This window comes from Mycobacterium sp. SA01, from assembly GCF_041287105.1.
Classification (GTDB): Bacteria; Actinomycetota; Actinomycetes; order Mycobacteriales; family Mycobacteriaceae; genus Mycobacterium.
The window spans coordinates 411,600-435,548 of the sequence record NZ_JBGGNO010000021.1; the positions used below are offsets into that span (position 1 = coordinate 411,600).

Genomic DNA, 23,949 nt, shown 5'->3' on the forward strand with positions numbered 1-23,949 from the left:
TCACGACCGGAGGAGAATTCGTCTTGCCTACCTACGAGCACCCCACGCTGTTCATCGACGGCCGCTGGGTGAACCCGGCCGGCAGCGGGGTGATCGATGTCATCGATCCCGCTACCGAGAAGGTGATCGGTCACGTGCCCAACGGTTCGGCCGCCGACGTCGACGCTGCGGTTCACGCAGCGCGACGCGCATTCGATCCGCTGATCAGCGTGGACGAACGCCGCGATCGACTCCACCGCGTGATCGACGCGATGGAGAAACGTCTGCCCGACATCGCCCATCTCATCACCGCGGAGATGGGCGCCCCGGTGCGCATCGCTGAGACGGTTCAGACCCGGGTTCCGTTGGCCGTGGCCAAGGGATTCGCCGACGCACTGGACGGCTTTGCCTTCGAGGAGCGCATCGGCAATTCCCTGGTGCTGCGGGAACCATACGGGGTTGTCGGTGCCATCACACCGTGGAACTACCCGCTGTACCAGGTGGTCGCCAAGGTCCTGCCCGCCATCGCCGCGGGCTGCACCGTCGTGCTCAAGCCCAGCAACGACGCGCCCCTGTCGGTGTTCGCGTTCGTCGAAGCGTGCGAAGAGGCCGGGTTGCCCCCTGGCGTCATCAATATCGTGTCGGGCCCGGGGCAGGTCATCGGTGAGCGCTTGGCCTCTCACCCCGACGTCGACTTCGTGTCCTTCACCGGGTCCACCGGTGTCGGATCGCGCGTCGGAGAATTGGCCGGTCAATCGATCAAGAAGGTCGCCCTCGAGCTGGGGGGCAAATCGGCCAATGTGATCCTCGACGGCGCGGACCTGGCCACCGCCGTGAAGGTCGGGGTCGGCAATGCGTTTCTCAACGGAGGCCAGACCTGCATGGCCTGGACCCGGATGCTGGTGCCACAGAAGCATTATGGGGAGGCGCTGGATCAGATCGAAACCGCCGTCGCCCGTTACACCGTAGGCGACCCCTGGGATCCTGCCACCCGCATCGGCCCGTCGGCCTCGCGGTCGCAGTTCAACACCGTGCGCGGCTTCATCGAGCGGGCCGCCCGCGAAGGTGCCCGACTGCTGACCGGCGGCGCCGAGCCGGTTCGGGACGAGGGATTCTTCCTTGCTCCAACAGTTTTCGCCGACGTCGACCCGGAATCCGAGCTCGGCCAGGAGGAGGTGTTCGGCCCCGTACTGGCAGTTATCCCCTACACCGACACCGACGATGCGCTGCGCATCGCCAACGGAACGCTCTACGGACTGTCGGGCGCGGTGTGGGCCGCCGACGACGAGACCGCGATCGCGTTCGCCCGCCAGGTTCAGACCGGCCAACTCGATATCAATGGCGGGCCCTACAACCCGGCTGCACCGTTCGGCGGTTACAAGAAATCCGGCATCGGACGCGAACTGGGACGGTTCGGGCTCGAGGAATTCCTGCAGACGAAATCCCTTCAACTCAGGGTGGGCGCATGACGTCACCGCTGGACGTCACCACGCACGGCGCAGTTCAGGTCTGGACCATCACCTTGCCGGAGGTCGGCAACGCCATCACCGATCCGGCTGTCATCGCCGCGTTCGAGCAGGCTGTCGATGGGGCGAATCGCGACACTGCCGTGTGTGCGATCGTGCTGACCGGTGCCGGGAAAATCTTCTCCGCCGGCGGCAACGTCAAGGACATGGCCGACGGCCGTGGCATGTTCGGCTTGGACGCGATCGATCAACGCCGCGCCTACATCGACGGTATTCAACGCATCCCTCGGGCGCTCGGCCGTCTGGAAGTGCCGCTGATCGCGGCGGTCAACGGTGCGGCCATCGGCGCCGGCTGCGACCTGGCGATGATGTGCGACATTAGGATCGCCTCCGAACGCGCATCGTTCGCCGAGAGCTTTGTCCAGCTGGGCCTGATCCCCGGGGACGGCGGCACCTGGTTCCTGCCGCGTGCCGTCGGGTACGCCAGGGCCGCTGAATTGACCTTCACCGGCGACCGGATCGATGCGAGTACGGCACTCGAATGGGGTTTGGTCAGCCGCGTCGTGCCACATGATGACCTGCTCACCGAAGCACGGGCGCTGGCCGAACGCATCGCGGTGAACCCTCCGCATGCCCTGCGGATGGCCAAACGACTTCTGCAGGAATCCATCTCCGGATCGCTGGAATCCACCCTGGCAATGGCCGCCGCAATGCAGCCGTTGGCCCACCACGACTCCGAGCACCAGCGCCGGATCGCGAAGTGGAGGACGACATGACCACTGCGATGCCCCGGTTGGTACCACCGGTCAGCAACGACGCCACCTCGGACGCGCTACGGGCGCAAGTGCGGGCTTTCCTGGCCGACCAGCTCGCCGCCGGCGCGTTCCGACCGTCCATCGACTCGTGGTTGTGCGGATGGGATGAAGGCTTCACGTCGGCACTGGCCAAGCGCGGCTGGCTGGGCATGACCGTCCCCCGGCACTACGGCGGGCACGGTCGTTCTTTTCACGAGCGATTCGTCGTCACCGAGGAATTGCTGGCCGCGGGCGCCCCCGTTGCGGCACATTGGATCGCCGATCGGCAGATTGTGCCGTCGTTGCTCAAATACGGCACAGAGCACCAAAAGTCGCACTTCCTGCCACGCATCGTCGCCGGCGAGTGCTTCTTCGCGATCGGGATGAGCGAACCCGATTCTGGATCCGACCTCGCCAGCGTGCGCACCCGCGCAACCCGGGTGGACGGCGGCTGGTCGTTGACCGGCACCAAGGTCTGGACGTCCGGAGCTCACCGCGCGCATGCGTTCATCGTGCTGGCCCGCACCACCGCCGCGGACCCTGCGCATCGCCACGCCGGACTGAGCCAATTCATCGTCGACTTGCACGGTCCTGGGGTTGACGTTCGTCCTATCGTCTCGATGAACGGCGGCCATCACTTCAACGAGGTCATCCTCTCCGACGTTTTCGTCCCCGACGCGATGGTCTTCGGTGAGATCGGGCAAGGCTGGACTCAGGTCACCTCGGAGCTGAGCTTCGAACGCAGCGGCCCCGAACGCTTCCTGTCGACCTTTCCCCTCCTGGCGCACGCGGCGGACACCACGGGCGCGCCGCGCGGAACCGGTGATCGCGAACTCGGTCGACTGGTGGCTCGCATCGCCGGGCTTCACCACATGTCGACGGCAGTGGCAGGCGCGCTGCAGCGCGGCGAGAGCTGCGATGTGGCCGCTTCCGTCGTCAAGGTGTTGGGCACGACCGTCGAAGGTGACATCGCAGACTTCGCCGACCTCCAAACCGACTGCGATGCAGAGCAATCCGGCGAATGGGTGCAACTGGTAGCCGACGCCGTCGACCAGCGACCCGGCTTCACCTTGCGCGGCGGAACCAACGAAGTGTTACGTGGCGTGATCGCACGCGGATTGGGCATTCGATGACCACAACCCACCTCTCGGTAAACGCGGCCCCGGCGGTCGACCCGGACCTGGTCGCCATGATGGACGCCGTCTTCGCCGACCACCGACGCAGCGGACCCGCGCATCCACCGGGCGGACGCGCCGCCCTTGACCGCACTCTGTGGCACCGTCTGGAATCCCTCGGATTGGCGCGGCTGACCGGATCAGAGCAGTCGGGCGGCAGTGGGGCGGGCTGGCATGAAGCGGCCGTGCTGCTGACTGCCGCTGTACGCCATGGGATTCGCACCCCCGTCGGCGAACACGACTTGTTGGCATGCTGGTTGCTGGAGTCCCTCGGCCGGCCACCCGGCGACGCCGTCCGCACAGTGCACCTCCCGGGACGCGACGTCGAGCACGATGCACCCGTTCCGTGGGCTGGCGAGGTCGATCGGATCGTGGTGGTGTGGTGGACCGGTGACGAGTATCGCCTTGCCGACGTCGAGCGCGCCACGCTGTCGATCACCGACGGTGCCAATCTGATCGGCGAGCCTCGTGACACCGTCCGCGCGGACTTCGCAGCGAGCGCCGGAGAGCCGGTCAGTGACGCGCTGGTGGGGCGGTTGAAGCGCAGGGCGGCGCTGATGAGGTCGATCCAGGTGTGCGCGGCACTCGAACGTGCCGTGGAGCTGTCCATCGAGCACGTCTGCGCCCGGGTGCAATTCGGCCGCCCGCTCGCCAAGTTCCAGGCGATCCAGAATCTCATCTCGGATGCCGCCGCCGAGGCGGCACTCGCCCGCGCCGCCACCGAGGCGGCGCTCGACGTGGCGGTCGCAACAGAGTGGGACTCGGCCAACCTCGACTTCCTCATCGCCACTGCGCGTTCCTGCGCCGGCCACGCGGCGTCGGTGGTATCGCGAAACGCGCACCAGGTGCACGGCGCGATCGGCACGACCCGGGAACATCGATTGCACGAATTCACCCGTGCCGCGCTGACGTGGCGATCCGAATACGGGTCGGTGCGCCAGTGGGACGAGCAGATCGCGGCCGCCGCAACCGCTGCGGGAGCCGAGGGATTGTGGGCCCTGATCGCCGATGGTCGCTGACCCGGCCCCGGGTGTTCCACTCAACGGTCATCACCGGTGTAACTGGCGCCACATCCGGGGTTGACTTCTCGTCATGAGTAACGAGATCGCCTTGTCCGAGGTCCAGGAGTTCATCGCGGGTTTCTGGTATCACTACGACCAGGGCCACTTCACCGAGGTGGACGCCCGGATCGGCGACGAGATGCAGTACCTGAGCCGTTCGGATTCCGGGAACTGCCCATTCGAGCACCTCCTCGCCGCCGACCTTCACGGCGGCGAGGAAACCCGCGCCTGGCTCACCGAGCACCGTAACGAGAACCCGTACCCCTGCCGCCACCACGCGACCAACATCTTCCGCACCGGTGTCGACGGTGACGTGACCTCGGTCCGGTTCTATCTGTTCGTCAACCAGATCACCAACAACGTTCCGTTCGCCGTATCCAGTGGCGTCGTCGACGCCGGCATCCGCCGGGCGAGCGACGGCCTCGTGTTCACCTCAATGACGGTGGTCCTCGACGCCGAGGATTCCGTGCCGCTCGCGCAGCACACCGCCAACGCCTCCGCCAGCACCCCCGCGTGAGCGCACGCGAAACCTTCGGTGGCGGAGTCGCCGTCATCACCGGCGCCGGAGCGGGAATCGGTGCGGGCTTGGCTCGTCAGGCCAGCCGGCTGGGCATGACTGTGGTCCTGGCCGACGTCGACGCCGCAGCAGTGGCGGCGCTCCGCGACGAACTCACCGCGGCAGGCGGTTCCGCGGTCGAGGCAGTCTGCGACGTGCGCGACGCCAACGCGGTCGACGAGTTGGCCGAGACTGTCTACCGCGATATCGGCGATGTGCGCCTGCTGGTCAACAACGCCGGTGTCGAACAGTTCGGCTACCTGTGGGACACCCCCGTGGCCAACTGGCAGCGCGTCGTCGACATCAACATCAGCGGCGTTTTCTACGGAGTTCGGGCGTTTCTCCCCAGGATGATGGCCACCGACGCGCCGGCGTGGGTGTGGAATCTGTCCTCGATCGGCGGCGTCGCAGTGGTTCCGCTGCAGGCGCCCTACATCATGAGCAAGCATGCCGTGCTGGCGCTGACCGAGTGCCTGCACCTCGAGGTCCAGTCCGCCGGGCACGATCACCATGTACATGTGCAGGCGGTCCTGCCAGGTGCGGTGGTATCCAACATCTTCGAGTCCGCAGGCGGCGTGAACTCTGGTGACGCCGGTGCCGCCGAGGCCCAGCGAACCGCCATGCTGGACATCAAAGCCGAGGCCATGGATCCGATCGCGGCCGCCGAAGTGGTGTTCGAACAAGCCGCCGAGGGCCGGTTCTACCTGCTCACTCAGCCTGATTACGTCGGGTCGGCGATGGCGGAGCGGGCCCGCGTCTTGACCAGCCAGGAGCCGCCCCGGTTACGTACCGAACGCCGATTCGACCCCGCGCAGAACTGACGTGCTCCCCCAACTTGACCCGGACGCCGCAGACCGCGTCGCTTCTCTCGGCGAGCTCCCCCCGATGCGTATCCGGGGTCTGGCCGCAGTGCGGGCCGGCCTCGAATCGGCACCGCTGCCCGATATGTCGCCGATGGCGGGCATCGACGATCTGACGGCTTCGGGCCCGGCGGGGCCGATCCCGCTGCGGCTCTACCGGCCGACCACCGAACCCTTCCCACCCGTGCTCGTCTACCTGCACGGCGGCGGGCTGGTGATGGGAAGCAATCACTCGTTCGAACCCCTGGCACGCGCGCTGGCCCACGCCAGCGGCGCCGCGGTGGTATCGGTCGACTACCGACTGGCACCGGAGGCGCCACCACCGGCCCAATTCGACGACGCGTACGCCGCCACCGAATGGGTTGCGACACAATCCGATTCCCTCGGTATCGACGCAGGCCGACTCGCGGTGGTCGGCGACAGTGCGGGCGGATCGCTGGCTGCCGCTGTCGCATTGGCGGCGCGGGATCACGGCGGACCCGACATCGCCGCGCAAGTGCTGCTCTATCCGGGCCTGGACCGGGACATGGGTGCGACGTCGATCACCTCGATGCCGGATGCACCGATGCTGCGCCACGACGACATCCTGTACATGCACGAATTGGTCGACCAGGGAACTGGGGTGCCGCGGGATCCGTACCAAATCCCGGCCTATGCACAGGATCTGCGTAACCTGCCGGCAGCCATCGTGGTGACCGGGGAGTGTGACCCGATCCGGGATTGGGGCGAACGGTACGCGTTGCGGCTGCGTGATGCCGGCGTGCAGACGACGCTCACTCGCTACCCGGGCGTGTACCACGGCTTCCTGATGCGGTCCGATGCCACCGCGCGGGGCCGCCTGGCGATCGCGGAGATCGGTGCCTTGCTGCGCGCGAAATTCCGCCATCTCGGCACCGAAAGCGGACCTCCCGATCAACGGACGATCGCCGGATCGTCCAACTCGACACCCACCACAATCGAATGACTCAGCACCGAAGGAGATCATCATGCTGACTGATGAGCAGCGTCAGGAACTGTCCGACATCCTGCGTCCGGTGGCCCCGCCGCGGGAGATCGCCGACATCTACACCCCTGATCAACGGCGGCGATTGCTCGATGTCGTGCACAGCGAGGGGCCGTGGAAGCTCATCATCGCCCAGCACTTCGCCTCCGCCGACGAACTGATGGCCACCATGAGCGGCGCGTTCCCCGAGGGTTTCACGCCTTCGCTGGACCTGTTCCTGACGCCGACCTTCCGCGGGTATCTCGCCAACTACGGGACCGTCCTCTACCCCGAGTTGCACGACTGCTTCTACAACGCCGACTTCATCGGGCACGCCAAGAACTACTGGAACGCGCAATACGCCAAGCCGGAGATGATGCTGTTCAACATCAACGGGCCGTGCGCCAACCGCGACCCCGGCCACCTGGATTCGCCGAGCTTCCGAGGTGTGCGTCACGAGAACGCGCCGACCTGGCTGTGCAGCGTGATGGGCAAGTCCGGGCTGTTCACCGACTACCTGATCAAGATGGCCCAGGTCATCACCTGGTTCTCCCTCGACGAAGGATCCGGGTTCACCTACTGGCCCGACGGCCCGCTCAAGGCTCCCGCCCGCGTCCTGCCCCCGATCAACAACCGCGGGGTGGTCGTGCAGAACGAGATGATGGTGCACCGGGGTGAAGCCAATGGCCCACTGGACCAACAGGTTCCGGCCGGATTGGCATTCGACACCGTCTTCGCCGGCGACCCCGCCGACCGCGATCAATGGCTGTTGAAGAACGGCGACGATGTCATCGCCCGCCACCACACCGACGAACTGAGGTTCCTCGTGCACTGGTCCGCCGAAGTCTTCACAGACTTCGACGAGCTCAAAAAGAACATGGACGGGACCGACGACATCACGATCGAACGCGCGATCGGCATGATGGTCGACGATCTCAAAGGCAAGGGCATCGCACTCGATGTGCCGAGCGAGCCGTTGCACGATCCCCAGTTCATCGCGGCCCTCAACTCCGCTTACGACCTCGGCGGACCCACGAGCTACCCCGACGAGGCACCCATCAGCGCATTCCAATTCGCCTGAGTAGTAAAGGGCCTAAGCAGCAGAAGGACAGTGTGATGCAACGGTTCTCAGACCGGCGCGCGATCGTGACCGGCGCGGGCTCGGGTATCGGCGCCGCGACCGTGGCCCGCCTGCTCGACGAGGGCGCAGCGGTCGCCGCGTTCGATATCTCCGCGGCCGGCCTGGCGGCAACCACCGCGGCCGCCGAGGAAGCCGGAACAGCCAAGCGCCTCACCACGGCCGTCGTGGACATATCGCTCGAGGATGAGGTCATCGCTGCGGTGGACACGGCGGTGACAGAGATGGGCGGACTCGAGGCGTTGATCAACGTCGCTGCCGTTCAGAGTTGTTCGCATACCCACGAAACCAGCTTGGACGAGTGGAACCGCACACTGGCGGTCAACCTCACCGGAACGTTCCTCATGACCCGGCAAGCGCTGCCCGCGCTGCTGAAGTCTGGCCGTGGCGTCGTCGTGAACTTCACCTCCACCGCCGCGACCTTCGCCCACCCGTACATGGCGGCGTACGCGGCCAGCAAGGGCGGAATACTGAGTTTCACGCACTCGCTCGCCTTGGAATACGCGAAGCAGGGTCTGCGCGCGGTCAACATCCAACCGGGTGGTGTGTCCACGGCGTTGGCCAACAGCACCTTGGACAAGATGCCCGAAGGGTACGACCTCGGCCTATGGGCCAAACAGACTCCGCTTCTTCACGGCAACGACAGCGAGATCCTGGGCGATCCAAGTGCCGTCGCGGCTGTGGTCGCTATGGTTGCCTCTGATGACGGCGCCTTCATCACCGGCACCGAGATCCGTCTGGACGGCGGCGCGCACGCCTAGCTGAGAGGGGACCGTCGGCATGGAGTCGGCTGCTTTGATGCTCCTGCTCGACGAACGCGCCATCGAACGCGCGCTGATCCTCTTCGCGCGTGCAATGGACGAACGGGACTGGGCGGCGATGGAGCGCATCCTCGCCGAGGATGCCGAGGGCGATTTCGGCACCGGGCGGGTGACTGGGCGCTCCGCTGTCGTCGGCCTCGTCCGCGGCTACTTGGACCACTGCGGAGTCACCCAGCACCTGCTCGGCAATGTCGTGATCGATGTTTCGGGTGATCGGGCCACCAGCCGGGCATACATCCGCGACGTTCACCTGAACTCGACCGACGATCCGGCGACGCGGATGTACACCCTCGGCGATTACCGCGACGCCTGGCGGCGGGCGGCCGACGGATCATGGCTGCTGATCGAGCGGGTGAAGGTCAATCGCGGTTTCGTCGGCACTCTTGAGGTGTTCGAAGCGAAACCGCGCTGACCTCCCGCTCCGGTCAGCTCATTTCGACACCGTCACATCCATCAGCGGAATGCGCTGCATGGCAGTTGCGCGCGGATCCGGCGCGGCCGCGGCCGCGGCATGATTTTCTTCACCGCGGGTGTAGGTCCACACGCAGAAGGGTTCGCCCTGTGCGAACGTGAAATCTTTGGGCGGCAGGTTGATTGCGAGCTTGCAGCCCGGGAAGAACGGTGCCGAGATGCGCTGCTCGAAGGTGCAGTTCATCCACGCCCGCGCCGGCGGGTAGAGGCCCTCGTCGGTGTACTTCTGCAGCACCTCACAGCGGCGCATGTTCAGCACCACGTGGTCCGAATTGTAGACGATGTACTCGCCGCCGTATCCGAGGGTGCCGTCGATACTCAGGACCGCCAGCTTGAGGAAGTCCACGACGTGGACGGGCTCGATCTTGAAGACTTTCGCCAGCTTCGGGTACTGGTAGTCGATGATCAGCTGATACATGTCCGGCAGACCCAACCAAACCTCTTCCTCGGGGATGATTTTCGTCCACTGGTCGATGAAGTAGTTGTGTCCCTTGAGGTATTGGTCCCAGTACGTCTTGATCAGCCGAATCAGGGCCGGTTTGGTCAGGTCCTCGGTCTGCACGTCGAACGGAATAGCCTGGTACTGAGCGTCTTTCCAATCCCAACCCGGGGGTGCGATGAACCGGCCCATCGGCATGACCTGTCGCATACCCGCTCTCGACACCTCGGCCGCGACGTCCATGGCAGCGTTGATACCCACCTTCTCCGAGTAGATCTTCACGTGCGCGTACGGCATGAAGTTCAAGACGTCTTCGAAGACGCGGGCCAGGCCGAGAAGGAAGTCGCGGGAGAAATCCTGGATATTGCCGACTTTGCCCATGAAGTCGTGGGTGTAGTCGTCGTAGTTCAGGTCGTCGGCAGTTTCGGTAGCGGTTGACACTGGATCCTCCTGGAAGCACTCGACTCTGGGTGGCAGTCAGATTCAGCCTGTGTGGCAGAATCTGACACAGACGATAAAGCCGGCGTAACTCGCGCCAGTGCGGGATTCCCGGTCAGCGGGAGATGTGCGGTGCGTGAAGCAAGCGCACACGATCGCGGCGATTACGATGAACCAGCTGGTCAGACAAAGGGGGTGACAGCATGACGTCGACCGGTAAACCGGCCACACTCACCGAGCGGCGCGCCGAGGAGTTGCGGCTCGAAGTCGCCGTGGCGGCCCGGGACATCTTCCTCGCCGACGGATCCTTCTCGGCGACCGTGGAGCGAATCTGTGAGGTCGTCGGCATCGCGCCTCGGACGTTTCACCGCCACTTTCCTGTCAAGGAAGACGTCATCCTGCCGCTCTTCGGCAAGTTCGGCAGCCTGAGCATTCACGTGCTGGCCGACGCAGAATCAGGTAGCGACCCCGTCGATGCGTTGGTTCGCGCCTTCGGCAGCGAGATCCCCAAGCGCGGTCAATTCGACGTCGACCGCGCGTTCATGGCGTTGGTGCTCAGCGACCCGCAGTATCGACTGCGTTGGCTGGATTGGGGCCAAGACCTGGCCACGCCGATCACCGATTTTCTCGACGCGCGGTTCGACCTCGGCACCGACTCGTTTTCACGAGAGTTGCCTGCCCAATTGATAATTCAGGCATGCAGGCATGCTTACGTGCACTGGGTTGACGATGGCGATTTCGCCCGCCTGCAATCCGCGCTGCGAAGCGGGATGGAGATGATCATCGGATCGATCAGCGGGCGGTGTCCAGAACGGGAACAATCCCCGCTTTCACGGCATCGACGATCGAACCATTGAGGGCTGAGCACGCCAGGAAGAGACCGCCCCTTCCGTTCGCCGCCAATTGCGATGCGCTGCAGCGCTCTTCACATCGACTCAAAGCCGACGCGGTCCACTGCACACTGGTCTGATTCCAACTACTCTTTCGGACCTCGACGCCGGCGCCACAACGCACACACGTCACCGGGACCATCGGCGAGTCATCGAGGCGAATATCTGGGCGGACCGCCATCATCCCCCCACTGACCCGGATGCCGCCTTCTGGATGGCCAGGTTGGCCTCCACTTCCTTCATCCACGCCGCGGTGGGTTGTGTGGTGTCGAGTTCGAACTCGAAGCGGTCCACCATATCCGGCGTGACATCGGCGACGTCGACATAGAACTGCTCGTACCACCGCCGCAGCTGGTATACCGGCCCGTCCTCTTCCACCAGCAGCGGATTGTCGATCCGGGTCTTGTTGCGCCAGATCTCGACATCCTGCTCGAAGCCCATCTTCACGAAGTCCCCGAGACCGATCGCCGTCTGCATGGCAAGGTCGTCAGGCAGCTCTGCTGATTTCTTGACGATGATGCCGTATTGCAGGACAAAGGAATTCGCGTCGATCGGATAGTGGCAATTGATCAGAACCGTATGGTGGTCGACATTGGTGTAGTGGTAGGTCAAGTCGTCGATCATGAACGACGGGCCGTGGTAGGACGCGACCGACGTCGTCCCCAACATCTGCGTTTCGCCGGGCTCCCCGATATCGGGACGGCCGCCACTGTTCATGTACTGCGTCGCGACGTGGCCCTCGAAGATGTTCTTGAAATGGGTCGGCAGCGATCCGTGGATGTAGAAGAAATGCGCCATGTCCACGACGTTGTCGATGATCTCCCGGCAGTTCGTGTTCACCACGGTGGTGTACCAATGCCAGTCGGTCCAGTCGTCGCTACCGGCGCCCTCGATGCGAGGGATCGTCACATCTGCCGGCGGCGCGTTGCGCTCCGGGTCATTCCAGACAAACAGCATGCCGTCCTGCTGCAACGTGGGCCATGAGGCGGTGCGCGCCAACCGCGGGGTCCGCTTGCTGTAGGGCACCGACTTGCACCGACCGTCGCCTCCCCAGCGCCAGTCGTGGAACGGGCAGGCGATCTCGTTGCCCTTGACCGTTCCCTGGGACAGATCACCACCCATATGCCGGCAATAGCCGTCGAGCACGTTGATGGCACCGTCCTGGCTGCCGAACACCACGAGCTTCTGGCCGAACGCGTTGATCTGGTGCGGCTTCCCATCTGCGAAGTCGCGGATCAGACCCAGGCAATGCCATCCCCGGGCAAAGCGGGTGGGTACCGATCCGGCCTCGATCAAGCGAACGTCGTCGGCCTCGGCATGCGTCGTCATCTGCGTCCGTCCTTCATCGATGGATCCGCGGGCTGATGTCCCCATTCAACTTGGCAGAAACGCCGTGCGAAGGTCTGCGTTCCGCTCAAAGGGAGGCGGGATTCAGAATTTCCCCGCGCCGACCTATCGTCGACAATTGTGATCCCCACCAGCCACAACACCGTCCCCACCGGGTTGACCATCGCCGACACCGAGGTAGACCTTCTGGTGGTGGGGTCGGGCACCGGGCTCGCCGCCGCCCTGGCCGCCCACGAGCGGGGGTTGTCGGTTCTCGTCGTGGAGAAGTCTTCGCGTGTCGGCGGGTCGACTGCACGATCCGGTGGGGCGCTCTGGCTGCCCGCCAGCCCGGTGATCGCGGAATGCGGCGGTGTCGACACAGCGAGCCGGGCGCAGACGTACCTCGACTCGGTGGTAGCCGACTCGGCACCACAGGAGCGCTCGGCGGCGTACGTGAAGAACCTGCCGGCAACGGTGGACATGCTTCGCCGCACAACTCCGATGAAGCTGTTCTGGGCCAAGGAATACTCCGACTACCACCCGGAAGCCCCTGGTGGGTCAGCTGCCGGACGCACGTGCGAGTGCCGCCCACTCGACACCACGATTCTCGGCGAATATCTGCCTGACCTTCGTCCGGGAATCATGGAGGTCAGCATTCCGATGCCGACCACCGGTGCGGACTACCGCTGGATGAACCTCATGAGCCGGGTACCGCGCAAGGGGTTACCCACCATTCTCAAGCGGCTCGCGCAGGGAGTCGGTGGGCTCGCCCTCGGAAGGCGCTACGCAGCCGGGGGCCAGGCCTTGGCGGCCGGCCTGTTCGCCGGTGCGATCCGTGCCGGAGTTCCGATCTGGCTCGGCACCGCGCTGAAAGAGCTGACGACCGATGGCGGCCGGGTCACCGGCGCCGTCCTCGAACACTCCGGACACAGCGTCACCGTCACCGCGCGCCGCGGCGTGGTACTCGCCGCGGGGGGATTCGATCACAGCATGGACATGCGGTGGAAGTTCCAATCCGAATCTCTCGGCCGAAATCTCAGTCTCGGTGCGGAATCCAACACCGGCGACGCGATCCGCATCGGCCAGGACGTGGGCGCCGACATCGCGCTGATGGATCAATCATGGTGGTTCCCTGCTGTCGCCCCACTGCCGGACGCGGCCCCGGCGGTCATGTTGGCCGAGCGGTCGCTGCCCGGGTCGTTCATCGTCGACCAGAACGGCCGGCGGTTCGCCAACGAGTCCGCCGACTACATGAGCTTCGGTCAGCGGGTCCTGCAACTGGAAGCCGCCGGGACCCCGGTGGAAAGTATGTGGATCGTCTTCGATCAGCAGTACCGCAACAGCTACGTCTTCGCTGCCGAGCTGTTCCCCCGGATGCCGATTCCCCAGTCCTGGTATGACGCCGGAATCGCTGTTCGCGCAGACAATTTCAGCGATCTCGCCACGAAAATGGGGGTGCCCGTCGACGACTTCTCCGCGACGGTGACCCGCTTCAACGAGAATGCGTTCGCCGGCGAGGATCCCGACTTCGAGCGCGGCCGCAGCGCATACGACCGCTACTACGGTGACCCCACGATCACCCCGAACCCAAATCTGCGGCCGCTGGTGAAGGGACCGTTCTACGCGGTGAGAATGGTGCTGAGCGATCTGGGGACCTGCGGCGGCCTACGCGCCGACGACCGCGCTCGGGTGCTTCGCGAGGACGGAACCATCATCGATGGCTTGTACGCGATCGGCAACACGGCGGCCAACGCGTTCGGGAACACCTATCCCGGCGCGGGTGCGACGATCGCCCAAGGCCTGGTATACGGCTATATCGCCGCCCTCGACGCGGCGGGGAGGACCTAGGCGTCTTCGGCGTCGGCTTTGCGTTCGATCTCGTACCAGTAGGCCGGATCCGGCCACGGAATCTTGCCGCCCTCACCGACTTTCGGGAAGTTGGCCTCGGCTTCGTCGAGATCTTTGATCAACCTCAAAGTCAGTTCCCGCTCCGACTCGTAATACCGGTCGGCCCAGTCCAGCGCGATCTTGGCGTACGCCCACGAGGGATCCGCGGCAGCCCACCGAGCTTCCTTGGCGGCGTCGCGCTGCATCCTGTCGATGTACGCGATGTGCTCGTGCAGCATCTGTTTGAGCGCCGCCGGATCAGACAAGTGCCCGAGGGTCACTCGCAGAATCGCGGGGTGCTTCAGAGACGGCGGCTCGAGCGGAGCCTCCCGCGCCCACCGGGTGACCGCTTCCATGCCGGCCTCGGTGATCTTGTACAGACGGCGGTTCCGGGTGCCTGCGCCGTCCACCCGGGACGTGAGAAGGCCCAGCTTCTCGAGCTTCTTGAGTTCTGAATAGATCTGGCTGAACGCTGGGCTGCCGTAGTAGTAGCGCATGCTCCAGTCGATCCACTTCCGGATGTCGTAACCCGACAGCTCCGTCTCGTATGACAGCATCCCGAGCAATGCCCAGCCGGTCGCGGACAGCGACGGCATGGCGCCAGATTCGGGCTCGGTCACCCGCTGAGGGTATCAACCCAGGTCACCGGAGTGCGGTTTGCCGACCGCTGGTCGGGATGGCGCATTGCGCAGCCGGCATTCCAGCTAGCAACGTAGACGTGCAGTCGCGGGAGGGAGTCAGGTGCAATGAGTCACGGCGAGCCGGACAACCAGATGCGAGCCGTCGACGTCGAACGAGGCGAAGCCGTTTTCGCACCCCTGACCCGGTCCGTCCGGCACCTCATCGATGCCACGATCCGCACCGAAGTCGATGCCGAGACCGTCGTTACCGCCCGTGCACTCATCGAGAGGGCCACCGAACTGCTTGCTGCCGAGATGAGCCCCGGCTCATTCGGTGTGCAGACGACAACTGACGGCGGCACGGTTGCGTGGGGCAACGTCGCCATCGGCCTTCGCAATCCGGTCGCTCCCCCGCTGGTCATACACGGCGATGCGGACGGCTCGGTGCACACCGAGGTAGACCTCGGTGCCGCATTTGAAGGCCCTCCAGGACACGTCCACGGTGGGGTATGCGCTCTGATCCTCGACCACATGCTCGGCGCCACCGCACATCAACCCGGGAACCCCGCCTTCACCGGCACGCTCACTGTTCGTTATGTGCGACCGACTCGCCTCGGCCGCGTCCACGCCGAGGCTCGGGTGGACCGTCACGAGGGCATCAAGACCTTTGCCGTAGGTCGGATAGCCGACGCCGACGGCATGATCACCGTTGAGGCGCATGGCGTGTTCATCCGCCCGAAAAGGACCTCCGCGGACGGCGGGTGACCGTCCGTTGAGTGGACGGTAGCGCATCCTCGGCACCTCGCCGGTGTTAGCTTCGCGCGCGGTGCCCCTGGCACAGCACCTGACCGGCGTTGAGGAGAATGATGCGTGGATTACGCACTGTCACAATATGGTTGGTAGCCACTGGTGCACTGCAGTGCGGTAGTGTCCCAACTCCGGCCCACGCGGCTGATGACTGGGGACTCAACGGAACCTTCACCGCCACGTCGAATGGCGAGTGGGCGAAGACCAACGACGTCTTCCACGACGAGAAATCGGTGCGATCCGACTGGGTGATCAGCACCCGATGCAGCTACCCCACCGAGTGCACCGGCACCGTCACCAGCGATGCAGGCTGGTCCGCGCCGATTTATCAGACGGGCGGGATGTGGTATGTCAAACGGACCGTGGCCAATTGGGAACCGTGCCCCGATGGCACATCAGCCGACGGCCTGCAGGTGTTCTGGTTTCAGCCCATGACACCCGGCGGTGAAGCGGGCGACCCCGGCTCCACCACGCTGCTCGGCGAGGACCAGACGACCGGGCCCAGCGGGGCCTGCGGCCGTAGCCTGGCGCTGTTCGTCAACATGCCGTTCAAACTCGTCAAACAGCCCTGACGTCGGATTCGCGCGGCCGGCTTCTCACGTGGTCGGCAGCAAGTCCTTCCACGATCGGGTGGCGTCCGGCGCGACCAGATCTGATTGCTGGAACACCGCGCCCTCCGGCGTGACGTATTGCCCGGTCTTCGGGTTGTATCGAGTGACGGCAACCGATGGTCCAGGTCCTGCGCCCGGGCTGAACCCGCTTGGCGCTACCTGCGCTGCACCGTCGGCAGGCGCCGGCGTCGGTGGCGCTGCCGGTGGAGCCGCGGATGGTGTGGGTGTGCCCTGCAACGGACCGAAGATGTTGTCCGAGAACGTGGTCCGGTCGTCGGGCGGGATCCCCTGCGCGAGCAGGTTCGGATCGATCGGGTAAGCACCGGTCGCATGCTGGCGCATGGCCAGCGGCTCGTAAGGCTGGTCGCTGTTGCAGATCTCCACTGTCGGAGCGCGTTTGCCCGGCTTGCCCATGCACGGGTAATTGCGGGCACCGCGAACACCGATGGGTGAGTCCTGCGGTAGCTTGCAGTAGAGCCCGTCCGGGGTATCGACATCGGACAGGTCCTCCGGGGACCGCCACGAGCTCGGCGGTAGGAATCCCACGCTGCAGGCGGGTGGATCGTTCATCACGACGGTGAAGTCACCGAGCGACATGCCGGTGGGATTGCGCGGCCCCCCGCCCATCGACTGGGTGGCGGCAATATCAGGCGGCAGCAACACCAGCAACTGTTCCAGCGAAGCGTGATACGTGACGGCCACCTGGCTGATGGTGGTGAGGTTGGCCAAAAGTACCGGCAGGGTTGGCTTTATCTGGTTGAGCAGCCGGGCGGCCTCATCGGCTGCACCCGGCCCATTCGCCAACAGACCCCGCACCTGAGGGTCGTTGTCCGCCAATTGTCCGGTGACGCCGGCGACACTGTGCGCCCACGTCCGGATGGCGTCAGTGGATGCCAGTTGGCCGTCCAGCAGCGGGCGGCCGTCCTCGACCGCGGTGCGCAGACGCTCGGCGGACCGGTTGAAGTCGGCGGCGAGCCGCGAGGACGAATCCATCAGCGTGCTCAGGTCGTCGGCTGATCCGTTCAGTCCCGCGAAGGAATTGTCCAGCAGATCCCCGAGCCGCTGTTTGGGAATGCTCTTCAGAAGCTCACTGGCTTGATCAAGCATCGGGCCGACCGCCTGCGGAACGGTGACGTTGCCGGCCGCGATCACCGAGCCGTCCCGCAGATAGGGGCCTGATGCGCTGCGCGGCACCAGATCCACATACTGCTCCCCGACTGCCGAGACACTGAGAACTCGCGCCTGGACATCGGCGGGCACCTCCGGTGAGGTGTCGAGCATCAACGTCGCCTCGGCACCTTGTTCAGTGGCTTGTACGTCGGTGACCTTGCCGAGCTGAACGCCGCGATAGGTCACGTTCGAAAACCGGTACAGGCCGCCGGTTTCGGGCATCTCCAGCTTCACCGTCATCTTGCCGATACCGATCAGGGTCGGAACCTGCAGATACACCACGACCATGGCCGTGATCGAGACGATCGAGGCGATGGCGAAGATGATGAGCTGAGTGCGGATAAATCGCGTCAACATCACTGACCACCCTCGTTGTGCGGTGCCGCGTGCGGATCAGGACCCGGTAGCGATCCCGTCGCGTCAGTCGTCCCGGGATCGACCAATGGCGGAATCGCGGCAACCTCCGATGGTGTGGGGGTCAGCGGCGCGTTCAGCGGATCGTAGGTGTAGGTCGCATACCACGGATCGCCCGGTGCGGGAACCAGTTTGGCGCCCTCCTGGCCCCACCGGGTGCCCAGGAACAAGGTGCGCTTGAGCCGCGGGATGGTGAAGTCGAACACGATGAACTGGTTCATGTAATCGCCCCGGATGGCCCGGTCGATGAAGTTCTGCGTATACGGAAATGTCGTGGCGTAGGCCAGCACCGTGTCGAGCTTGGGACCCACATCGGCCAGGGACCGCAAGGTGGGTTCGAGGTTCTTCAAGTCGCGCACCAGGTCCGCCTGGGTATCGGAGATCAGGCCGGTCGCCAGATCGCTGAAGGTGCGGAACTTTTCCAGCGCGGTCGTGATTTTCGGTTGCTCCTTGACCAGGATCTCCAGCGCCGGCGGGATCCGTTTGAGCGCCTCGGTCAGCACGTCACGCTGGCCGGCGAACACATCCGCCAGGCGATTCAATGACGCGATGGAGGCATTGATGCTGTCCCGTTGGGCGGCCAGCATCCCGACGAAGTCGTTGAGTCGGCCCAACAAATCGCGGATCTGGTCCTGGCGACCGTTGAGGGCGCTGTTGAACTCGTGCACTATATCGCCGATCTGGCCCAAGCCACCGCCATTGACGACCACCGACAGTGCCGACAACGTCTGTTCGGTCGACGGGTAGGTCGACGAGCGGTTGAGGCCGAGCGTTGCACCCGGCCGCAGGCTACCGCTCGGCGCCTGACCGAGCGGCGGATTCAGCGCCAGATGCATCGATCCCAGCAGGCTGGTCTGCCCGACCACGGCAACCGCGTTCGCCGGAACGACAACGCCGGGATTGACCGACACCTCGACGTCGGCATGCCCGTCCCGCGCCCGCATCGTGCCGACACTCCCGACGACGACATCGCCGATGAGCACCGGCGAATTCGATTCCAGCGTTCCCACGTTGGCCAGCTCGACGTGATACGTGGTCGCACCCGACCCGCGGCCTGCTGTGCCCGGCAGAGGCTGCGAATTGAGTCCGCCGAACGCGCACCCGCTCACGGTGACCGCCACACACGATGTCAACACCGCGAAGTGTCGGAGCGAACGATCTCGAATCATGATGGCGGCGTCCCTTCGGCCGGGAGCAACATGCCCTCCAGGTTCGACGGCGGTGGCGCAGCAGGTGAGGACACGACACCCGGCGGGACCGGGGCTCCGGGATACAGGGCCGGCTGCGGATCGGCCGGAAGACCATTGGGCGCATACGATCCCGCCGGACCGGGTGGGGTGCCCCAGCCAGGCGGCGGGGGAACGTCACCGTTGTATCCGGTGTAGGCCGACACACTCGGTGGGATTTCGGCAGGCGGGGCCGACGCACCGGAACCCCCCGGCGCCAGTTGCGGCTCCGAGTACACCAAGTTCTCCGGGCTCGGCGACTTCCCGAGGTAGGCGTTGAACGGGAACGGCAGGTAGTTGAAGTTCAGCAGGCGCAGTGCCGGCCCGAGATACTGGGCGCACAATTTACCGGTCTCCGACGCGGTCGCATTGCTGACCGCACCGATGGCCGAACAGATCACCTGCACCGGATTGGAGAAGTTGGCCAGCGCGAACGCGCCGATACCGCTGCCGGTGTCAGGGTTGTAAATGTTGTAGCTGTTCCCGATTGCGTTGGGGGCCACGTGCAGCACGTTCTCCAACGCTGTCTTGTTGTCGGCGACCGTACGGGTCACATCGCCCAGTCGCTGAATCTGCTCGGCAGTTTGGTCCCGGCTGCCCGCGATGAAACGTTGGACGTCGACCACGGCACCGGACAGATCGGTCAGGGCCGCATCCAGATCCGATCGGCTACCGTCCACGACGCTGCTCACACTGGCCAGCCGATTCTGAAACTGGACTATCTGGGTGTTGCTGTCGCGCAGTGCGGTGACGAACGTCTGCAGATTCTTGATGATGTCGGCGATGTTTCCGCTGCGATTGGCCAGGACGCGGCTGATGCCGGCGAGCTGGGCGATGGTTTGCCGCAATTTGTCGCCATTGCCGTCGAGTGCCGTGGCGGCCGTGTCGATGAAGCGCGCAACCGACGTGCTCGACGCGTCGTTGGCCGGCCCGAGGTCAGTCGCCAGCCGCATCAGCTGGGTCTTGACCTCGTCCCATTCCACCGGAATCGCTGTGCGGTCCAGGCCGATCACCGCGCCGTTCGCCATGGTGGGACCGCTCCCCCGGTATGACGGCGCAAGTTGGACGAAGCGGGCGCCGACGAGGTTCTGGGCGACGATGATCGCCTTGCCATCCGCCGGTATCGATACCCCTCGGTCGATGTCGAGTACGACTTTTGCCTGAGTTGGTTGCGCCTCGATGGATGCGATGGTGCCGACTTTCACACCCGAGACCCGAACGTCATCGCCGGGGTAGATCGCGGTGACGCTGGTGAAATACGCGGTGATCGTGGTCGGTTTGTCAACCGACTGGCGAATCAGCACGGCGACGCCGGCGACCAGCAGCACTGCCAGCACCAGCGCCGCGCCGACGGTAACTCGTTTGCGAGATGTCATGGCTGTCCCCATCGCTGAGCGGGCTGAGGTATTCCGTTGCGGGGGAAGGGGAATTCCGCCCTGGGGCCCGCGTTGTCGGCCGGCTGCCCCGCATCGGTTCCCCGCCGGAAGCCCAGGGCGTAGTCCAGGAAGGGCTGCAGGGTTTGCGCCGGTAGCAGGTTGCCGACAAAGGCGTTGTAGTAAAAGCCGTTGTTGACGGCTTCCGCCTGGGTCAACTGATACTTCGCCAACCCGTTGAGCGCCTTGACGATGTTGTCGTTGTTCTTCTGCAACATCGCGGTCACTGAATTGATCTTCTCCAGTGCCGGCGCCAGCGTCTTCTCGTTGTCGTGCACCATCGCGCTGATCTGTTTGGACAGCGCGGAGGTGTTGGTCAGCAGATTCACCAAGGCGTACCGTCGCTGATCCAACACCCCGAACAGGTCGTTGGCATTGAGAAGTAGGGTGTTGACCTGCTCACTGCGCTGCGACAGAACTCCGGTGACCTTTGCGGCGCTGTCGAGCAATCCCGCCAGCGAGTCGTTGCGTTCGTTCAGCATCCGCGACAGCGCACTCACACCATCAAACGTCGGACCCAGCTGCGGGGTGACGCGATCCAGAGTGTCGGACAACGTGTCCAGGGCCTGATTCAGCGTCGCGGTGTTCGTGTCGGCGGTATTGGCCGTGAAATCGTTCACCGAATCGGTGAGGGAATAGGGGGATCCGGTGCGTGACAGCGGGATGACGTCAGAGGACCGCAGCTTTCCGGCTCCCTCGGGCTCGAGCGTCAACACCCGCTGACCCAGCAGCGTTCCGGTGCGGATGTGCGCGGTCGTCTCCGAGCCCAGCCGCACCGTGCCGTTGACCATGAAGGTCACCAGGGCATCGCCACGCAGCAACGACACCTCCGAGACAGTTCCGACCTTGATGCCGGCGACAACGACATCGTTGCCCGCTGCCAGACCACCCGCTTCGGCGAACACCGCCTGGTGCCGAATCGCGCTGGCCCACGTCATCATTCGCTCGGGCTGCAATCCGACGACGATAACGAGAATGATCAGGACGAGGCCGATGAAGCCCGCCCGTATCAGCGAGGATCCACGGTATTTGAGCATTACGGCTCGGCGCACCTTCCAGTGTGTTGGATGATCCAGGGGAAGTAGGCGGTCTGGCCCTGCAGGTCGGTGACCCGCACGGACAAGCCACACAGATACTGGTTGAGCCAGCTGCCGTATGCGCCCAGTCGCACCAGCTTTCGATAGTTGGCGGGTGCCTTCTGCAGCGCGAGGTCCACGCGGGCCTTGTCCTCGTCGAGCAGCGGTGCCAGGCGGCCCAACTGGTTGATACTGCCGCTCAACGGTGGTCGCGCCTGGGTCAGCAGGTCCGCGAGCGACGCCGTGCCGTTGTCCAGGGCGGAGATGGCCGCTCCGATGGGGTCCTTGTCGGCAGACAGACCACTGATCAGCTTCTCCAGCTTGTCGATGGCGCCGGAGAACTTCTCGCCGTCTTTGCTGATGGTTGTGACCACAGTGTTGAGGTTGTCGATCAGCTGCTGCACGGTCTTGCCGTTGTCGGCCAGGGAACTCGTGAACGAGGACGTTCGCGCGAACAGCGACTCGACGTTGCCGTCCTGACCTTGCAGGATCTGGATCAATGAGTTGGTCAGCGCATTGACATCTTGCGGATTCAAGCCCTGGACAACGGGTTTGAGGCCACTGAGCAGTAGGTCGAGATCCAGCGCCGGCTCGGTGCGGCCCAGTGGTATCCGGCTGCCCGGCGGCTGGACCTTCCCCGAGCCCGGACTGATCAGCAGTTCCAGGTAGCGGTCGCCGACCAGGTTGAGATATCGGACGACCGCTTTGGTCCCTGACGTCAGCACGACGTCGCGATCGGCGTCGAATGTGACGATCACCTTGTTGTCGACCTGCAACGCGACATCACTGACGGTGCCGACCCGGACTCCGGCCACCCGGACCGAGTCCCCTGATTTCAGGCGCGACGCGTCGGTGAACATGGCCGAGTAGGTGTTCGTCGACCCGCTGCGGAACTGTCCGAAGATGGCGAACAACGCCCCGGTCAACAGCATCATCACGACACCGAAGATGCTGATCTTGACGATGGTCTTCGACAGGCCCGTCATCCCGGCATGCCAATCTGTGTGGAGTTACGTGGCGGTCCGTCGATCGGCCCGAACAGGGCCTGTTTCAAGCCGTCGGAGTTGAGCAGGATCCCCTGGTTGCCGTATTGAGCCTGGTTGGCGCCGATGTCTGTCACCACGTACGGGGGTCGTTGTTCGAAGCCCACCGCCGGCAGGTCGGCGCACTGCGGGCCACCCTTGGCGGCGACCTTGGGCAGGTTGGCCGGGTACCGGTAGCGCTCGCGGCCCAGGAAGAACGAGTCGAGCAACATGACGCCTGGTTGTGCGGTACCCGGACCGGTTGCCAACGGGATCATGCCCTGGAGTCCACAGGTCAGGGCCGCGTTGTACTTGTTGGTCAGGTCGAGAGTAGGGACCAGCAGATGGACAAGGTCGGTCAACGGTTGCCGGTTGTCGGTCAGAACCTCGGTCCCGATGTCGGCGAGGCCGATAGCACTGATGAGCAGGGTGTCGAGGTTCTGTTCCTGGTCGACAATGGTGTCGCTGATTTTCGTCGCGCTGCTCACGGTGTTCACGAGGTCTGGCGAGGCGTCTGCGTAGGCATCGAATACCTCTGGAGCGATGGCGATTTCGTGATTGATGGTGTCCAGGCTGGGGTTTATTGTGGCCAGCGCGGTGTCCAGGTCGGCCAGGGTCTGGCCGAATCTGTCGCCTCGCCCACTCAGGGATTTGGCGATCGCCCCGAGAGTCTGGTTGATCTTGACGGGGTCGATCTCGGACAGCACCGAGACCAGCTGCTGGAACACGGTGTTGATCTCGACGGTGACGTGCTTACCGTCGATCACCTGGCCCGATTGCACACGCTGCGCGGACGGGTTTGCGGGCGTGCGCAATTCGACGAACTTGGCCCCGAAGACGGTTGACGAGGTGATGTCGGCGTTGACGTTGGCAGGGATGATCCGCACCTTGGCGGGGTCGATCGCCAGATGTAGCGCGGCCTTGCCGTCGGGCAGCGAGTCGATGGAAGCCACCGTGCCCACTTGGGCGCCGTGAAGTTTGACGCTGGCGTCGGGGTTCATGACGAGGCCGGCGCGGTCGGAGATCACGGTCACCGGAACGGTTTTGGTGAAGTCGCCACGGAACAGGCCGACGGCGACCACGATGATGACGATGATGGTGAGTACCGTCAGGCTGCCCGCTACCGGGCGCGCGTAGTTGCGCGCGCCGAAGCTGGCGCCGGTTCGGGCCGCCACCGGTGCGGCGGCGGTTTCGGTTTCGGATCGGTCGGCCGGGCCCGGACCGAGATTGCGTGTCACGTCATCTCCCTATCCGGACAGGTTGAAGTTGCCGTTGGAGCCGTAGATG

Annotated in this window: 24 protein-coding genes; 14 read left to right on the forward strand and 10 right to left on the reverse strand. The window is 64.7% G+C overall.

All coding sequences use genetic code 11. The annotated features are described in order from the left end of the window. Positions 1 to 23 precede the first annotated feature (23 nt). The 10 genes from AB4879_RS25990 to AB4879_RS26035 all read left to right on the forward strand — a co-directional run bounded on the left by AB4879_RS25990 (position 24) and on the right by AB4879_RS26035 (position 9,244). Positions 24 to 1,448, forward strand: coding sequence for an aldehyde dehydrogenase family protein (locus tag AB4879_RS25990; RefSeq protein ID WP_370509871.1), 1,425 nt, complete (start codon positions 24 to 26; stop codon positions 1,446 to 1,448). After that, the gene (locus AB4879_RS25995) at positions 1,445 to 2,221 is read left to right on the forward strand and encodes a crotonase/enoyl-CoA hydratase family protein (protein ID WP_370509872.1); all 777 of its coding nucleotides are present in this window, start codon (positions 1,445 to 1,447) and stop codon (positions 2,219 to 2,221) included. Before AB4879_RS25990 ends, AB4879_RS25995 begins: the two co-directional genes overlap by 4 nt. Next, complete coding sequence (locus AB4879_RS26000) at positions 2,218 to 3,372, forward strand: acyl-CoA dehydrogenase family protein (RefSeq protein WP_370509873.1); 1,155 nt, start codon at positions 2,218 to 2,220, stop codon at positions 3,370 to 3,372. The genes AB4879_RS25995 and AB4879_RS26000 overlap by 4 nt, the downstream gene beginning before the upstream one ends. After that, positions 3,369 to 4,433 carry an acyl-CoA dehydrogenase family protein gene (locus tag AB4879_RS26005; protein ID WP_370509874.1) on the forward strand — a complete coding sequence of 355 codons (1,065 nt, stop codon included), beginning with the start codon at positions 3,369 to 3,371 and terminating at the stop codon, positions 4,431 to 4,433. Before AB4879_RS26000 ends, AB4879_RS26005 begins: the two co-directional genes overlap by 4 nt. 73 nt (positions 4,434 to 4,506) lie before the next feature. Beyond that, positions 4,507 to 4,992 carry a hypothetical protein gene (locus tag AB4879_RS26010; protein WP_036345307.1) on the forward strand — a complete coding sequence of 162 codons (486 nt, stop codon included), beginning with the start codon at positions 4,507 to 4,509 and terminating at the stop codon, positions 4,990 to 4,992. Further along, a complete protein-coding gene (locus AB4879_RS26015; RefSeq protein ID WP_370509875.1) occupies positions 4,989 to 5,852 on the forward strand; it encodes an SDR family NAD(P)-dependent oxidoreductase in 864 nt (287 codons plus the stop codon). Before AB4879_RS26010 ends, AB4879_RS26015 begins: the two co-directional genes overlap by 4 nt. A gap of 64 nt (positions 5,853 to 5,916) precedes the next feature. Beyond that, entirely contained in the window at positions 5,917 to 6,855 is a 939-nt protein-coding gene (locus tag AB4879_RS26020; protein WP_370509876.1) for an alpha/beta hydrolase, read from the forward strand. 22 nt (positions 6,856 to 6,877) lie between these two features. Further along, on the forward strand, positions 6,878 to 7,954 hold the full coding sequence (locus tag AB4879_RS26025; protein ID WP_370509877.1) for a hypothetical protein: 1,077 nt from the start codon (positions 6,878 to 6,880) through the stop codon (positions 7,952 to 7,954). Positions 7,955 to 7,989: 35 nt separating this feature from the next. After that, complete coding sequence (locus AB4879_RS26030; RefSeq protein WP_370509878.1) at positions 7,990 to 8,772, forward strand: SDR family NAD(P)-dependent oxidoreductase; 783 nt, start codon at positions 7,990 to 7,992, stop codon at positions 8,770 to 8,772. 19 nt (positions 8,773 to 8,791) lie between these two features. Then, a complete protein-coding gene (locus AB4879_RS26035; protein WP_370509879.1) occupies positions 8,792 to 9,244 on the forward strand; it encodes a nuclear transport factor 2 family protein in 453 nt (150 codons plus the stop codon). An 18-nt stretch (positions 9,245 to 9,262) separates the two neighbouring features. Here AB4879_RS26035 and AB4879_RS26040 read toward each other — a convergent pair whose 3' ends face one another. Further along, positions 9,263 to 10,183 (reverse strand): hypothetical protein, encoded by a 921-nt coding sequence (locus tag AB4879_RS26040; RefSeq protein ID WP_370509880.1) that lies wholly within the window; start codon positions 10,181 to 10,183, stop codon positions 9,263 to 9,265. 200 nt (positions 10,184 to 10,383) lie between these two features. On the opposite strand from AB4879_RS26040, the gene AB4879_RS26045 reads away from it, so the two are divergent. Next, on the forward strand, positions 10,384 to 11,037 hold the full coding sequence (locus AB4879_RS26045) for a TetR/AcrR family transcriptional regulator (protein ID WP_370509881.1): 654 nt from the start codon (positions 10,384 to 10,386) through the stop codon (positions 11,035 to 11,037). On the opposite strand, the gene AB4879_RS26050 is transcribed toward AB4879_RS26045, so the two are convergent. Together AB4879_RS26050 and AB4879_RS26055 are read right to left on the reverse strand one after the other, a co-directional pair. Next, positions 10,973 to 11,251 carry a ferredoxin gene (locus AB4879_RS26050; RefSeq protein WP_370509912.1) on the reverse strand — a complete coding sequence of 93 codons (279 nt, stop codon included), beginning with the start codon at positions 11,249 to 11,251 and terminating at the stop codon, positions 10,973 to 10,975. The genes AB4879_RS26045 and AB4879_RS26050 overlap by 65 nt on opposite strands. Further along, on the reverse strand, positions 11,251 to 12,399 hold the full coding sequence (locus tag AB4879_RS26055; protein WP_370509882.1) for a Rieske 2Fe-2S domain-containing protein: 1,149 nt from the start codon (positions 12,397 to 12,399) through the stop codon (positions 11,251 to 11,253). Before AB4879_RS26055 ends, AB4879_RS26050 begins: the two co-directional genes overlap by 1 nt. A gap of 138 nt (positions 12,400 to 12,537) precedes the next feature. Here AB4879_RS26055 and AB4879_RS26060 point away from each other — a divergent pair, with 138 nt between their 5' ends. Further along, positions 12,538 to 14,244, forward strand: coding sequence for a 3-ketosteroid-delta-1-dehydrogenase (locus tag AB4879_RS26060; RefSeq protein WP_370509883.1), 1,707 nt, complete (start codon positions 12,538 to 12,540; stop codon positions 14,242 to 14,244). On the opposite strand, the gene AB4879_RS26065 is transcribed toward AB4879_RS26060, so the two are convergent. After that, positions 14,241 to 14,879 (reverse strand): helix-turn-helix transcriptional regulator, encoded by a 639-nt coding sequence (locus tag AB4879_RS26065; RefSeq protein WP_370509913.1) that lies wholly within the window; start codon positions 14,877 to 14,879, stop codon positions 14,241 to 14,243. The two genes, AB4879_RS26060 and AB4879_RS26065, sit on opposite strands and share 4 nt — an antisense overlap. 150 nt (positions 14,880 to 15,029) lie before the next feature. Here AB4879_RS26065 and AB4879_RS26070 point away from each other — a divergent pair, with 150 nt between their 5' ends. Both AB4879_RS26070 and AB4879_RS26075 read left to right on the forward strand, forming a co-directional pair. After that, positions 15,030 to 15,668, forward strand: a complete 639-nt coding sequence (locus tag AB4879_RS26070; RefSeq protein ID WP_370509884.1) for a PaaI family thioesterase — start codon at positions 15,030 to 15,032, stop codon at positions 15,666 to 15,668. Positions 15,669 to 15,766: 98 nt separating this feature from the next. Continuing rightward, entirely contained in the window at positions 15,767 to 16,282 is a 516-nt protein-coding gene (locus AB4879_RS26075) for a hypothetical protein (RefSeq protein WP_370509885.1), read from the forward strand. A 24-nt stretch (positions 16,283 to 16,306) separates the two neighbouring features. Here the strand turns inward: AB4879_RS26075 and AB4879_RS26080 are convergent, their stop codons facing one another. The 6 genes from AB4879_RS26080 to AB4879_RS26105 are packed head-to-tail and all read right to left on the reverse strand — an operon-like array spanning position 16,307 to position 23,900. After that, on the reverse strand, positions 16,307 to 17,848 hold the full coding sequence (locus AB4879_RS26080; RefSeq protein ID WP_370509886.1) for an MCE family protein: 1,542 nt from the start codon (positions 17,846 to 17,848) through the stop codon (positions 16,307 to 16,309). Beyond that, a complete protein-coding gene (locus AB4879_RS26085) occupies positions 17,848 to 19,074 on the reverse strand; it encodes an MCE family protein (protein ID WP_370509887.1) in 1,227 nt (408 codons plus the stop codon). Before AB4879_RS26085 ends, AB4879_RS26080 begins: the two co-directional genes overlap by 1 nt. Continuing rightward, positions 19,071 to 20,507 (reverse strand): MCE family protein, encoded by a 1,437-nt coding sequence (locus AB4879_RS26090; RefSeq protein ID WP_370509888.1) that lies wholly within the window; start codon positions 20,505 to 20,507, stop codon positions 19,071 to 19,073. The genes AB4879_RS26085 and AB4879_RS26090 overlap by 4 nt, the downstream gene beginning before the upstream one ends. Continuing rightward, entirely contained in the window at positions 20,504 to 21,601 is a 1,098-nt protein-coding gene (locus AB4879_RS26095) for an MCE family protein (RefSeq protein WP_370509889.1), read from the reverse strand. The genes AB4879_RS26090 and AB4879_RS26095 overlap by 4 nt, the downstream gene beginning before the upstream one ends. Then, the gene (locus AB4879_RS26100) at positions 21,601 to 22,626 is read right to left on the reverse strand and encodes an MCE family protein (protein ID WP_370509890.1); all 1,026 of its coding nucleotides are present in this window, start codon (positions 22,624 to 22,626) and stop codon (positions 21,601 to 21,603) included. The genes AB4879_RS26095 and AB4879_RS26100 overlap by 1 nt, the downstream gene beginning before the upstream one ends. Continuing rightward, on the reverse strand, positions 22,623 to 23,900 hold the full coding sequence (locus AB4879_RS26105) for an MCE family protein (protein WP_370509891.1): 1,278 nt from the start codon (positions 23,898 to 23,900) through the stop codon (positions 22,623 to 22,625). Before AB4879_RS26105 ends, AB4879_RS26100 begins: the two co-directional genes overlap by 4 nt. Positions 23,901 to 23,949: the final 49 nt, after the last annotated feature.

Coding starts and splice junctions, on each gene's coding strand:
- AB4879_RS26030 (WP_370509878.1), top strand. CDS start 7,990: ATGCAACGGTTCTCAGACCGGCGCGCGATCGTGACCGGCGCGGGCTCG.
- AB4879_RS26055 (WP_370509882.1), bottom strand. CDS start 12,399: ATGACGACGCATGCCGAGGCCGACGACGTTCGCTTGATCGAGGCCGGA.
- AB4879_RS26010 (WP_036345307.1), top strand. CDS start 4,507: ATGAGTAACGAGATCGCCTTGTCCGAGGTCCAGGAGTTCATCGCGGGT.
- AB4879_RS26005 (WP_370509874.1), top strand. CDS start 3,369: ATGACCACAACCCACCTCTCGGTAAACGCGGCCCCGGCGGTCGACCCG.
- AB4879_RS26025 (WP_370509877.1), top strand. CDS start 6,878: ATGCTGACTGATGAGCAGCGTCAGGAACTGTCCGACATCCTGCGTCCG.
- AB4879_RS26050 (WP_370509912.1), bottom strand. CDS start 11,251: ATGGCGGTCCGCCCAGATATTCGCCTCGATGACTCGCCGATGGTCCCG.
- AB4879_RS26090 (WP_370509888.1), bottom strand. CDS start 20,507: ATGACATCTCGCAAACGAGTTACCGTCGGCGCGGCGCTGGTGCTGGCA.
- AB4879_RS25995 (WP_370509872.1), top strand. CDS start 1,445: ATGACGTCACCGCTGGACGTCACCACGCACGGCGCAGTTCAGGTCTGG.
- AB4879_RS26020 (WP_370509876.1), top strand. CDS start 5,917: ATGCGTATCCGGGGTCTGGCCGCAGTGCGGGCCGGCCTCGAATCGGCA.
- AB4879_RS26000 (WP_370509873.1), top strand. CDS start 2,218: ATGACCACTGCGATGCCCCGGTTGGTACCACCGGTCAGCAACGACGCC.
- AB4879_RS26070 (WP_370509884.1), top strand. CDS start 15,030: ATGAGTCACGGCGAGCCGGACAACCAGATGCGAGCCGTCGACGTCGAA.
- AB4879_RS26095 (WP_370509889.1), bottom strand. CDS start 21,601: ATGCTCAAATACCGTGGATCCTCGCTGATACGGGCGGGCTTCATCGGC.
- AB4879_RS26100 (WP_370509890.1), bottom strand. CDS start 22,626: ATGACGGGCCTGTCGAAGACCATCGTCAAGATCAGCATCTTCGGTGTC.
- AB4879_RS26035 (WP_370509879.1), top strand. CDS start 8,792: ATGGAGTCGGCTGCTTTGATGCTCCTGCTCGACGAACGCGCCATCGAA.
- AB4879_RS26075 (WP_370509885.1), top strand. CDS start 15,767: ATGATGCGTGGATTACGCACTGTCACAATATGGTTGGTAGCCACTGGT.
- AB4879_RS26045 (WP_370509881.1), top strand. CDS start 10,384: ATGACGTCGACCGGTAAACCGGCCACACTCACCGAGCGGCGCGCCGAG.
- AB4879_RS26080 (WP_370509886.1), bottom strand. CDS start 17,848: ATGTTGACGCGATTTATCCGCACTCAGCTCATCATCTTCGCCATCGCC.
- AB4879_RS26065 (WP_370509913.1), bottom strand. CDS start 14,879: ATGCCGTCGCTGTCCGCGACCGGCTGGGCATTGCTCGGGATGCTGTCA.
- AB4879_RS26085 (WP_370509887.1), bottom strand. CDS start 19,074: ATGATTCGAGATCGTTCGCTCCGACACTTCGCGGTGTTGACATCGTGT.